General features: G+C 36.8%; 7 protein-coding genes and 4 pseudogenes. 9 read left to right on the top strand and 2 right to left on the bottom strand.

Annotated elements, in window-relative coordinates; all coding sequences use genetic code 11:
• The first annotated feature begins 108 nt into the window (after positions 1 to 108).
• Both Y7E_RS0105185 and Y7E_RS0105180 read left to right on the top strand, forming a co-directional pair.
• The gene (locus tag Y7E_RS0105185; protein WP_017150227.1) at positions 109 to 1,758 is read left to right on the top strand and encodes a M4 family metallopeptidase; all 1,650 of its coding nucleotides are present in this window, start codon (positions 109 to 111) and stop codon (positions 1,756 to 1,758) included.
• A gap of 121 nt (positions 1,759 to 1,879) precedes the next feature.
• Positions 1,880 to 2,566: an IS6 family transposase gene (locus tag Y7E_RS0105180; RefSeq protein ID WP_017150226.1), complete on the top strand. Its 687-nt coding sequence runs from the start codon at positions 1,880 to 1,882 to the stop codon at positions 2,564 to 2,566.
• Between the two features lie 179 nt (positions 2,567 to 2,745).
• On the opposite strand, the gene Y7E_RS0105175 is transcribed toward Y7E_RS0105180, so the two are convergent.
• Positions 2,746 to 3,360, bottom strand: a complete 615-nt coding sequence (locus tag Y7E_RS0105175; RefSeq protein WP_017150225.1) for a TetR/AcrR family transcriptional regulator — start codon at positions 3,358 to 3,360, stop codon at positions 2,746 to 2,748.
• Positions 3,361 to 3,560: 200 nt separating this feature from the next.
• Here Y7E_RS0105175 and Y7E_RS34980 point away from each other — a divergent pair.
• The 3 pseudogenes from Y7E_RS34980 to Y7E_RS29100 form a co-directional block, all read left to right on the top strand.
• Positions 3,561 to 5,493: pseudogene (locus tag Y7E_RS34980) on the top strand (cytochrome P450); the annotation flags it as partial.
• Between the two features lie 80 nt (positions 5,494 to 5,573).
• Positions 5,574 to 6,761 (top strand): annotated as a pseudogene (locus tag Y7E_RS34975) (NADPH--cytochrome reductase); the annotation flags it as partial.
• A gap of 83 nt (positions 6,762 to 6,844) precedes the next feature.
• A pseudogene (locus tag Y7E_RS29100) lies at positions 6,845 to 8,190 on the top strand (NADP-dependent glyceraldehyde-3-phosphate dehydrogenase).
• Between the two features lie 24 nt (positions 8,191 to 8,214).
• On the opposite strand, the pseudogene Y7E_RS34195 reads toward Y7E_RS29100, so the two are convergent.
• Positions 8,215 to 8,381 (bottom strand): annotated as a pseudogene (locus Y7E_RS34195) (TetR family transcriptional regulator); the annotation flags it as partial.
• 205 nt (positions 8,382 to 8,586) lie between these two features.
• Between Y7E_RS34195 and Y7E_RS0105150 the strand changes: the two are divergent.
• The 4 genes from Y7E_RS0105150 (at position 8,587) to Y7E_RS0105135 (ending at position 12,627) form a co-directional block, all read left to right on the top strand.
• Complete coding sequence (locus Y7E_RS0105150) at positions 8,587 to 9,768, top strand: YhgE/Pip domain-containing protein (RefSeq protein ID WP_017150223.1); 1,182 nt, start codon at positions 8,587 to 8,589, stop codon at positions 9,766 to 9,768.
• A gap of 313 nt (positions 9,769 to 10,081) precedes the next feature.
• The gene (locus Y7E_RS0105145; protein WP_017150222.1) at positions 10,082 to 11,611 is read left to right on the top strand and encodes a cardiolipin synthase; all 1,530 of its coding nucleotides are present in this window, start codon (positions 10,082 to 10,084) and stop codon (positions 11,609 to 11,611) included.
• Positions 11,612 to 11,762: 151 nt separating this feature from the next.
• Positions 11,763 to 12,218 (top strand): MarR family winged helix-turn-helix transcriptional regulator, encoded by a 456-nt coding sequence (locus Y7E_RS0105140; protein WP_016114391.1) that lies wholly within the window; start codon positions 11,763 to 11,765, stop codon positions 12,216 to 12,218.
• A 37-nt stretch (positions 12,219 to 12,255) separates the two neighbouring features.
• Positions 12,256 to 12,627, top strand: coding sequence for an ATP synthase subunit I (locus Y7E_RS0105135; protein WP_017150221.1), 372 nt, complete (start codon positions 12,256 to 12,258; stop codon positions 12,625 to 12,627).
• Positions 12,628 to 12,834 lie beyond the last annotated feature (207 nt).

Genomic DNA, 12,834 nt, shown 5'->3' with positions numbered 1-12,834 from the left:
CTTAATTTTCAGACTTCATTTTATAAAATTTTTGATAGAAGGCTATGTAATATTATCACTAGAATTATATAAAAGTGTCGAAAAAATAGGGATGGAGAGTGGTGTTTTTTGAAGAAGAGGGTTTTATCTTCAACATTAGCTTTATCTATGGTTTTTGGGATATTCGCGACAGTAGACACGTCACGTATATATGCAGCAGAGCAAAAGATTCAATACAACCAAGAATTTCAAACACCATCTTATATTGTGGAAGAGTGGAAGGCACCAGAAGGATTAGATAAAAAGGAAACTGTATTTGAGTATTTAAAGAGTAAGAAAGACATGTTTAAATTAGCAGAAAATATCGAGAAACATTTTGAAATTGTTAGAGAAGAAGCAGACTTAGAAGCAGAAACAACGCATGTGAAGCTTATTGAAAAATATAATGGTGTTCCTGTATACGGCTCTGATCAAACAGTAACACTTGATAAAAATAATAATGTGAAAGCATTTTTTGGACAAGTTATCCCGAATTTAGAAAATAAAAATATCCCATCAATTGCAAGTATTTCAGAAGATGAGGCTGTAAATATTACGAAAGTAAGTATTGAGAAAGAAATTGGAAAAGTAGATAACTATGATGGTATTAAGAAAAATTTGTATGTATATGAAAAAGATGGACAATATTATCTTTCCTATCTTGTAAAAGCATCTGTTTCAAAACCAGCACCAGGCTACTGGCATTATTTTATTGATGCAACAAATGGAAATGTAATTAATAAATATAATGCGTCCGACCACATTACCGGTTTTGGATATGGTGTTTTAGGAAACAAACAATCATTTGAAATTGTTCAAAATGAAAAAATAGGTGTATTTCATTTATTTGATGGCAAACGTGGAAACGGTATTTATACGTTTGACTGGAGGAATTTGTACAAACAACTTTATGATTTACCATCACAAGGGTTGGGGTATACGGGTTATGAAATTGAAAGTAAGTTCAAGTTTTTTGAAGATAAAGCAGGTGTTGATGCGCATGCAAATGCAGAAAAAGTATACGACTATTATAAGAAAACATTTAATCGTAATTCCTATGATGACAAAGGAGCAAAGTTACGTTCTGTTGTTCACGTAGGGGAAGATTGGAATAACGCTGTATGGAATGGTGTGTATATGGCGTATGGTGATGGAGATGGAAAAATGTTTATTCCATTTTCTGCGGGCTTAGATGTTGTTGCTCATGAGTTAACGCATGCAGTAACAGAGCATACAGCAAATTTAGAGTATCAAGATGAATCAGGTGCATTAAACGAATCATTTTCAGATATTTTCGGTGCGATGGTAGACCGAGATGATTGGGATGTGGGAGAAGATATTTATACACCGGATATAGCAGGGGATGCAATGCGTTCTTTAAGTGATCCATCTTCTATTCCAAACCCTTTAGATCCAACTGTAGGGTATCCAGATCATTACAGAAACTATTACTCTGGTCCATATGATAATGGTGGTGTTCATATTAACAGTAGTATCAATAATAAAGCAGCATATTTACTGTCAGAGGGTGGCTGGCATTATGGGGTGGAAGTAAATGGCGTAGGACGCGAAGCTACGGAGAAGATTTACTATCGTGCTCTTACAAAATACTTAACTGCGAAATCTAACTTTAAAATGATGCGTCAAGCTGCACTCCAAGCTGCAGAAGATTTATACGGTAAAAACTCAAAAGAAGTACAAGCTGTAACGAAGGCTTATGATGCAGTTGGTATAGAATAAGACATAAAAAAGACCTGATATATGTCAGGTCTTTTCCTACTGTGATAGCCATAATGGTTCTGTTGCAAAGATTTCTAAACTGAGATAACCTGTAGAAAAAGTGTGAGCAGGAGAATGATATATGGGGTATTTTAAAGGAAAACAGTTTAAAAAGGATATTATTTTGGTAGCCGTCGGCTACTATTGTCGTTTTTCTTTAAGCTATCGTGATGTATCTGAAATCTTGAAAGAGCGTGGTGTTTCGGTTCACCCAACAACCATCATGCGCTGGGTTCATGAATATGGAAATCTTATCTATCAAATTTGGAAGAAGAAAAATAAAAACGTTCAATTATCTTGGAAACTAGATGAAACCTATATAAAAGTCAAAGGAAAATGGTGTTATTTATATCGTGCAATTGATAAAGACGGGCACACATTGGATATTCAACTTCGTAAAAAACGGGATCATCAGGCTGCCTATGCCTTTATGAAAAGATTGGTCAAAACGTTTGGAGAACCAGCGGTTCTCACTACAGACAAAGCACCAGCATTACTTTGCGCATTTAACAAATTAAGAGAACAAGGCTTTTATATAAATACAACTCATTGTACAATCAAGCATTTGAACAATCTCATTGAACAGGACCATAGACATGTGAAGCGACGTTTTTCCAAATCCGCAGGATTTCAAAATCTTCGCCACGCTTCCCGTACCTTGAAAGGCATCGAAACTATTCATGCTTTATATAAACGAAACCGAAGTCTTGGCTCAGACTTCGGTTTTTCGACATACAATGAATTACAGGAGCTACTAACAATCGCATAAAATGTACAACTTTTTGTTGGCACCACTTAACCTTAACAAAACTTCGCAACAGAACCGTACTCTTTATCGAGCAATCCATTGGCGAAAATTTGAAGAAACACAGAAGTAAAAAACTTCGTGTTTCTTCTTTAATATATTTATTAGAAACCGCTTTGCACTTCCCGGCACAGTTGCTCCTTCTAGCCCTCATTAAACAAAGTAAAACCCACTGCACACAAGGGTCCTTTAGTCATAAGCTTCACTAATTGTTTTGCAGTATATTTCGGTGAATATTTCATGTCATTTTGAAGCCACCAAATTGCCATCCCAACAACACAGGAAGTGATGAAATGGAATACCATATCCTTTGGAATATCTAAGTCATGGTCTTCAATTTTAAGCTCAATGAAATTTTGTTCAAGATTATCCATAATAGTCTGCTGCATTTTTAGGTTAAAATCATGAATGCCATGAGGGCCAAGCATGCTTTTATAAAAGTCTGCATGTTTTAATATACACTCAAATATGGATTGTAAAATCCCCTCGAATTCCGAAAAATCTATTTGCTGTCCCTGCACATGAGTATATAGGACCATCTTACTTGTCAATTCTCCTAGTACATTTTCACTAAGCTTTGTTAACAAATCTTGTTTATCCCTGTAATGTGAGTAAAATGTCGCCCGATTAATGAGTGCCTCATCTGTGATGTCTTGAATGGTAATAGCATCGTATCCCTTTTCCGCTATCAGTTTAATAAAAGCATCATATATAAATTTCTTTGTCCGAATAATCCGCAGATCCGCTTTTTTCAACACCTTATACCTCCCTGTTCGTTATTGTCATTATAAACAACAGATTTCATTCTTTTGTTTTTTATCGTACATTCATGCCTTAAATGTAAATTGAATTGTTTAGTAAAAACGATATAATCACACTATAGACAACATACATTTATTATAAACTACACGTTGTTCGTTATCTATCTTTTTGTTGAACGAATACTAGGAGGATGAACATGAGAGAAGAACAAACAAGCATTATTCCACAACCCAAAACATATGGACCACTGGGCAACTACCCTCTATTCGACATGAGTCAACCTACTATTTCTTTTTGTGAGATGGCGAAAGAATATGGACCAATATTTCGGTTGACCGCTCCAGGTTTTAAAACAATATGTATCTCTGACCACAAACTTGTAACGGAAGTCTGTGATATCAATCGTTTTGATAAACATGTCGCAAATGATATGGTGCATGTACGTGAATTTACAGGAGACGGTCTGTTTACAAGTAAAACATCGGAGCCAAACTGGCGAAAAGCCCATAATATATTGCTGCCAACATTCAGCCAACAAGCCATGAAGGGCTATCATACTATGATGTTAGACATCGCTTCACAGCTGATTCAGAAATGGGCTCGGTTGAATCACGATAGTGATCATATCGATGTACCGGGAGACATGACTCGCCTTACTTTGGATACGATCGGTCTTTGTGGCTTTAACTACCGATTTAATAGTTTTTATAAAGAAAAACATGATCCATTTATCGACAGCATGGTACGTGCACTTGACGAAGCTATGCATAAAGTTGCCCGCTCGAGGGGCATGGATACTCTGATGGTTAGAAAAAACAGACAATTCCAAGATGATATACAAAGCATGTTTTCGTTAGTAGATAAAATTATTAAAGAGCGGAAGGCTAATGGAAATAATGGAGAGATAGATCTGCTAGCCCGCATGTTAAACAGTAAAGACCCTGAGACCGGGGAAGTGTTGGATGATGAGAATATCCGATACCAAATTATTACCTTCTTAATTGCTGGGCATGAAACAACAAGTGGTTTATTATCCTTTACGACTTATTTTTTACTGAAACATCCGGAAGTTCTGAAGAAAGCATACGAAGAAGTGGATCAAGTTCTCGGTGATTCCACTCCATCTTATAAACAAGTGCTAAACCTCAAATACATTCGCATGATTCTAAACGAAGCCATACGGTTATGGCCGACCGCTCCATCTTTTGATGTGTATCCAAAGGAGGATACTATAATCGGCGGACAGTATCATGTGAAAAAAGGTGAAGGTTTTACCGTGCTTCTTCCCGCACTTCATCGGGATAAAGCAGTTTGGGGAGAGGATGCAGAAGAATTCCGTCCGGAACGTTTCGCAGATCCTTCCAAAGTACCAAATCATGCATATAAACCATTTGGGAATGGTCAGCGTGCTTGTATCGGTATGCAGTTCGCACTTTATGAAGCTACGCTGGTGCTTGGAATGATTCTTCAAAAGTTTGAATTAATTGATTCTGAAAACTATCAGTTGAAGATTAAACAATCATTGACCATAAAACCAGAAAACTTCAGAATTAGAGTTAAATTAAGAGAAGGAAAGGCAGTCGCATCTTTACTGAATCTTCCGTTGGATGATGAAACGGAGAAAGAGATTTCCCAATATTCAAAACACGAAGCACTGGAAGGTGCTGAAAACGTACCTCTACTTGTATTATATGGTTCAAATCTAGGAAGAGCGGAAGAGTTTGCTAGGAAGCTCGCAGACCATGCAAGGTTACTAGGCTTCCAGAGCGATGTGGGAACATTGAATGATTATATCGGAAAGTTACCTAAAGAAGGTGCGGTACTCATTGTAACTTCTTCATATAATGGTCAACCTCCTGAAAATGCCGCTCAGTTTGTAAAATGGCTGGAACAAACAAGTGCAGAGGAATGCACAGGAGTCAAGTATGCAGTTTTTGGTTGCGGAGATCGAAATTGGGAGAATACTTACCAGAGTGTTCCGAAATTCATTGACAAAGAGCTTGAACAGAAAGGTGCTATAAGTTATACCGCAAGAGGAGAAGCTGACGCTGGAGGAGATTTCGAGAATGATTTTGCTCAATGGCAAAAGAACATGTGGAAGGATGTCTCGAATGCATTTGGCCTAAAGATGAAAGAAGGAGCAGAAACATTGTCTCATCAAGCATCGCTTTCCGTTCAATTGATTTCAGGCTCCCCCGCTAATCCGGTTGCTCAAAATAACGAAGCTGTTTATGCAACGGTGATTGCTAACCGGGAGCTTCAGTTACCTGAAAGTGAGCGAAGCACTCGGCATATTGAGATAGCCTTGCCGGAAGGAGTTACTTATCAAGTAGGAGATCACCTTGGAGTACTGCCAAGTAATAGCCGAAAAAATGTAAGGCGCATTTTAAAACGTTTTAAATTAAACGGGAAGGATCAAGTCATACTGAGTGCAAGTGGAAGCAGTTCAGCTCATCTTCCTGTGGACCGTCCTGTTAGTTTATTTGATCTTCTTAGCTATAACGTTGAGATTCAAGAAGCAGCAACTCGAGCACAAATACGGGAATTGGCAACATGTACAGTTTGTCCTCCCCATAAATATGAGTTGGAAGCATTATTGGAAGATGGAGTTTATAAGGAGCAAATACTAAAGAAGCGCATTTCAATGTTGGATCTTCTTGAAAAGTATGAAGCGTGTGAAATCCCATTTGAGCGATTTTTAGAACTTCTCCCTATGCTCAAACCGCGTTACTATTCTATTTCAAGCTCTCCACTTGTTGCACAAGATCGTCTAAGCATTACGGTCGGTGTTGTTAGTGAACCTGCATGGAGTGGACAAGGAGAATATAAAGGTGTCGCTTCTAATTATTTAGCCCAATGTCACAATGAAGATGAGATTACTTGTTTTATTAAAACACCAGAATCCCGTTTTCAGTTACCTGAAGACCCAGAAACACCAATTATCATGGTTGGACCAGGCACTGGAGTTGCACCATTCCGTGGATTCTTACAAACGCGTCGTGTTCAAAAACAAAAAGGGGTTAACTTAGGGGAAGCGCATCTGTATTTCGGTTGTCGTCATCCTGAAAAAGATTATCTCTATCGTACAGAACTAGAAAATGATGAAAAAGATGGCTTAATATCTTTACACACAGCTTTTTCTCGCTCGGAAGGACATCCGAAAACATATGTACAGCATTTAATGAAACAAGATGGAGCTAATTTAATTTCGTTATTAGATAGCGGTGCCCACCTTTATATATGTGGTGATGGGAGCCGAATGGCTCCGGATGTAGAAGATACTCTTTGTCATGCATATCAAGAAATTCATGAAGTCAGTGAACAAGAAGCAAGAAATTGGTTGAATCAGTTACAACATGAAGGACGATACGGAAAAGATGTTTGGGCTGGAATCTAAATTTGGGCGTTTTTGCCCATCCCATTAAAAAGGGGTGGGCAAAAACGCCCAATTAATATTTTACTATTTTAGGAGGATAAATCATGACAACTAAGAATACGTACAAATTTTATATAAACGGAGAATGGAGAGAAAGCTCTTCAGGAGAAACAACCGAAATTTCATCTCCATACTTACACGAAGTAATCGGGCAAGTACAAGCAATCACTCGCGGAGAAGTAGATGAAGCAATTGCATCTGCAAAAGAAGCTCAAAAATCATAGGCTGAAGCTTCTCTACAAGATCGCGCAAAATATTTATATAAATGGGCTGATGAGCTCGTAAATATGCAAGATGAAATTGCCGATATCATTATGAAAGAAGTCGGTAAAGGATATAAAGATGCGAAGAAAGAAGTTGTTCGTACAGCTGACTTCATTCGTTACACGATCGAAGAAGCTCTTCATATGCACGGAGAAAGCATGATGGGCGATAGCTTCCCAGGCGGAACGAAATCTAAACTTGCGATTATCCAACGCGCACCACTTGGTGTTGTATTAGCAATCGCACCATTTAACTATCCAGTAAACTTAGCTGCTGCAAAACTTGTACCAGCACTTATTATGGGTAACGCTGTTATTTTCAAACCAGCAACTCAAGGTGCAATTAGCGGTATTAAAATGGTTGAAGCACTTCATAAAGCTGGCCTTCCAAAAGGTCTTGTAAACGTAGCTACAGGACGCGGTTCTGTAATTGGTGACTACTTAGTAGAACATCCTAGCATCAATATGGTATCGTTCGTGAAGATGCTGACTTACAAGACGCTGCAAACCATATCGTAAGCGGTGCATTCTCTTACTCTGGTCAACGTTGTACAGCTATTAAACGTGTACTTGTACACGAAAACGTAGCAGACGAGCTTGTTGGCTTATTAAAAGAGCAAGTAGCTGAACTATCAGTTGGATCTCCAGAACAAGACAGCACAATCGTTCCATTAATCGACGATAAATCTGCTGACTTCGTTCAAGGTTTAGTTGACGATGCTGTAGAAAAAGGTGCTACGATCGTTATCGGTAACAAACGTGAGCGTAACTTAATTTATCCAACATTAATCGACCACGTAACAGAAGAAATGAAAGTTGCTTGGGAAGAGCCATTTGGCCCAATCCTTCCAATTATCCGTGTTTCTTCTGATGAACAAGCAATTGAAATTGAGAACAAATCAGAGTTCGGTCTGCAAGCAAGTGTCTTCACAAAAGATATTAACAAAGCATTTGCAATTGCGAACAAAATCGACACTGGTTCTGTTCAAATTAACGGACGCACAGAGCGCGGTCCTGACCACTTCCCATTCATCGGTGTAAAAGGTTCAGGTATGGGCGCGCAAGGTATTCGTAAGAGCCTTGAGTCTATGACACGTGAAAAAGTAACTGTATTAAACTTAGTTTAATATTACAAAAGAAGCTAATCTAAAAGTTAAATTAGCTTCTTTTTCCCTATATGTCGCCCGATTAATAAGTGCCTCATCTGTGATATCTTGAATGGTAATAGCATCGTATCCCTTTTCCCCCTATCAGTTTAATAAAAGCATCATAGTATAAATTTCTTTGTCCGAATACGCAGATCCGCTTTTTTCAACACCTTATACCTCCCTGTTCGTTATTGTCATTATAAACAACAGATTTCATTCTTTTGTTTTTTATCGTACATTCATGCCTTAACTGTAAATTGAATTGTTTAGTAAAAACGATATAATTACACTATAAACAACATGCGTTTATTATAAACTACACATTGTTTGTTATCTAACATTTCGTTAAATAAATACTAGGAGGAATAATTTTAAATGCTTACAATAAAGCAATTTTTCAAACAAAAGATGGTTCTAGGTGGCTTGTTAGGCATTATGGTTGCTGTTACCATCGCTAGTTTTGCTTTTATGGGATCAACTGTTAATCCTGTACCTAAAGACTTACCGATCGCTATAGTAATACAGGATACAGGTGTGAACTTACCAGGACAAGGAAGTGTAAATTTAGGAGATGAAATAAAAAAGCAAATTCTGCAAAATAAGCAAAGCCAAGTTAAATGGACGTTCTTACAAACACAAGAAGATGTATTGCAAGGGATGAAGGATAAGAAGTATTACGCTGCCATTATGTTTCCACCAGAAATGTCCCAGCAACTTGTATCGCTAACCACACCTAAGGGACAACAAACTGAAGTGCAAGTCTTGGTGAATCAAGGAATGAACTACAATGCCGCAATGGTTTCGAGCCAAATGATTGATAAGCTCATTGGAGGGATAAACGAAAATATCCGTAATACCTTGCTTGATCAGCTTTCACAAAGAAATATGACACTAACAACTGAACAGGCAAAGTTATTAGCAAGCCCATTTATTGTTAAAACGGAGTTGATTCATCCAGTTCAAGCACATACAGGTAATGGAAATATTCCTATTATGCTGACACAAATCTTATGGATTACTACTCTTATCAGTTCCTTAGTCTTATTTATAGCTGTCCAAAAGTTTACAAACGGACGCGTTACAGGAAAATCAGTTTTATCACAGATCCTGGCAGGTTCTGTTTTCATGATAGTAATTGCAAGTTTAACCCTTTTCATTGCTCATACTATACTCGATGTATATATACCGAACGCAGGAGAAATTTTCTTATTGTTACTTTTCTTTGGTTTCATGTTCTTCCTTCTGCAAAGTGCAGTACTCAACTGGATTGGGCGTGTCGGGGTACCAATATTAATGGTAGTCTTCTTCTTTTCCATGCCAGTCTTATCACTGGCACACGAATTTCTTCCTGATGTGACAAAACATTGGTTGTATTCTTGGACTCCTTTTAAGTACAGTGTAGAAGCATTTCGTAGCAGCTTCTTCTTTGGCGGCTACAGGATAGGCTCATATGTTCAGATGATGGGGCTTCTTGGACTTGTATCTCTTATAATTATGGTACTGTCTGTATTCAAAAAAGATAAACAAAAAGGTTCTATATCTACTGCGTCAGTATAGAGGAAGTAAATCTATAGTCAAAAAGATACAAGGGAAATCCCTTGTATCTCTTTGGCTTTCATGCGCTCGAATTTATTCAGCATCATTAAAAGGAAATGGAATAGTACAAAATTCTATTTATTGAATGATACATTAGCGAAAACTTGAAGAAACGAGTCTTAGAAACGCCATAATTTATTAATCCATTACATTTTATGTAAATGATATGACGGACTAAAGCACCAACCCTATGATTATCCCTAATAGAAATGTTAGGTTACAGCTTCCATATACGAATCCTATATTTAAGAAAGAATAGGTGAATTTTATAAAGATGAAAAATCCTAAAGTTCAATTATTATTTGTATTTACACTTGTCTCTATCGTTCTCTTTCTGTTGAATACATCCATTATCTCACTATACAACTTTGTCGACATACTATGGTCTATCACAATAGTAGGAATTGCCTTCATTATTTTTATCGAAAACCGTTCCCCACAAAGTACTTTAGCATGGTTTTTAGTATTAGCACTTCTTCCTATTGTTGGTGTACTTTTGTACTCTCTTTTTGGCCGAAGTCGTTGGAGAAGAAAGAAGCATCTACATCGTTCAGAAGAGCAAAGAAAATTATTCCGTGAGATTTTAGAAGGAAAACGCCTAAATTTATCATTCACTTCCTCATTAAGTGAGCGCTCTACTTATTTAACACAGGTTGTACAAAAATTCGGTGGCTGTCCTGTTGCCAATAATACCACAACAAAACTCTTAACAAATGGGGATCAAACATTTACAAACATTATACAAGCTATTGAAAATGCTACACATCATATACATATTCAATACTTTATTTATCGAGCAGATGAAATTGGTACAAAAATTCGAGATGCATTAATAAAGAAAGCAAAATCTGGTGTAATTGTACGCTTTCTTTATGATGGGATTGGAAGCAATTTATTACGAAATCGTTTCTTACAACCCATGAAAGATGCAGGAATTGAGGTTGTGGCATTTGATCCCATTCGTTCGCCATGGCTACTTGAAACAGTAAATTATCGTAACCATCGTAAAATTGTCATTGTAGATGGAGAGATTGGTTTTACAGGTGGGCTCAACGTTGGAGATGAGTATCTTGGTCGTTCTAAAAAATTCCCAATTTGGCGTGATAGCCACTTAAGAATAGAAGGAAAGGCATTGTACAAATTACAAGCAGTATTCCTTGAGGATTGGCTCTATACCTCTAGTAGTCTTAATACTTATTCTTGGAATCAATTTATGAATACAAAGTACTTTCCAGGTAGAGAAAATCCTCATGCAGAAGGTGCTGTTCAAATTGTAGCAAGCGGACCAAGTTCAGATGATACAAACATTCGTAATACTTTACTTGCTGTTATAGGTTCTGCTAAGAAAGCAATTTGGATCGCAACACCTTATTTCATTCCGGACCAAGAAACATTAACATTACTACGTTTAAGTGCAATGGCTGGAATAGATGTCCGTATTCTATATCCAGGTAAGAGAGATAGAATTATTAGTGATCTAGCATCTCAATCATACTTCACACCACTTCTAAAAGCCGGTGCTTCAATTTACAGCTATAAAGATGGTTTTGTGCACGCTAAAATTGTACTTGTAGATGATGAAATTGCAACAATTGGCACAGCAAATATGGATGTCCGTAGCTTTGAACTAAATTATGAAATCATTAGCGTACTTTATGAATCTAAGACAGTTCTTGATATTAAACGTGATTTTGAAGAGGACTTTAACCATTCGTCTGAAATTCGATGGAAATCATTTCAAAAACGTAGTATTCGAAAACGAATACTGGAATCCCTAATGCGTCTAATTTCCCCTTTATTATAATTCCGAAAAAAGTAATCAAAACAAATTTGCTTACTTTTTCCTTTACACTAACATAAAGATACCATATAGTTAAGTTAACTAAACTTAACTATATGTCGAAACGGAAAAACGGCGTACAATGAAATAACAGAATGATTGGAGGAAGAATAATATGACTAGTTCTTATAAAGAAGTAATTACCGACATGAACCGAGCCTACAATGAATTAAACATTTTACTATCTCAGGAGTTAAAGAATGAGTTTGGTCTTACAGCGCAGCAAGAGAACATGATAATCTATATTAATTTAAATAAGAATACTACAGCTAACAGTATTGCGACCACTTTTAATATATCCAAAAGTGCTGTCAGCCAAGTTTTATCTAAATTGGAGAAACATAATATGATTTCGAAACACGTAAATCCTAACAATAAACGTGAGTATTTCCTTACACTTGGTCCTAACGGTAGCAAGTATATAGAACGATTGTCTCAGCTAGATGATTTACTTATTGAGAAATACTTCTCTAAAATTGATATCGAAGCCTTGCAGCAAATGACCGATACCTTAATTAAAATAAATCAAATTATACTGGAAGAAAAAAAGAAGACCCTTGAGCCTAAATAGTAATAAAGTCTCAATGAGAAAGGTAAAGGAGTACAGCATGATTCGTATGGCACTAAGGGCATTTAAAATACAAATGTATTATTTGCTAGGCGCGATGTTATTAGGATGGATTATGACGCCTTTTTCGCCCCATTTTTTAGGTGCAAGCATTGGCTTGCTTGTTAGTATGTATTGTGTTTGGATTTTAGGAAGGCGTATTGAAAAGTTTGGAGATAGCATTGTAAAAAAAACAAAAACACCGACGCTTGGTATGATTAATCGGTTTGCAGCAGCGATACTCGGTGCGATTATTATGTATGAGATTGAACACCATAGTGTCATATGGACATTTGCTTCCGGAATTATGGGTGGTTATTTCTTAATTGTGATTAATTTCGGGTATTATAGCATGAAAGATGCGAAGAAATAGATTAGCATAAAACTTTTTTTGGGGCACAGCACATCGCTATCAAGCTAAGGTTAATAAAAGTCATTTTCAAAAATGGCTTTTTTCTTTTTCTAAAAAATCAGTGTAGATTATTGGAAATTCTGCATATCAAATAAACCCCTAACGGGTTTCATTTTTTTATTGGGGTCCCGCCACACATCCATCAACTTAAAGTGTATTTTTATATAA

Source organism: Bacillus bingmayongensis (assembly GCF_000299035.1).
Lineage (GTDB): Bacteria > Bacillota > Bacilli > Bacillales > Bacillaceae_G > Bacillus_A > Bacillus_A bingmayongensis.
This window is presented reverse-complemented; position numbering and strand designations above follow the sequence as displayed.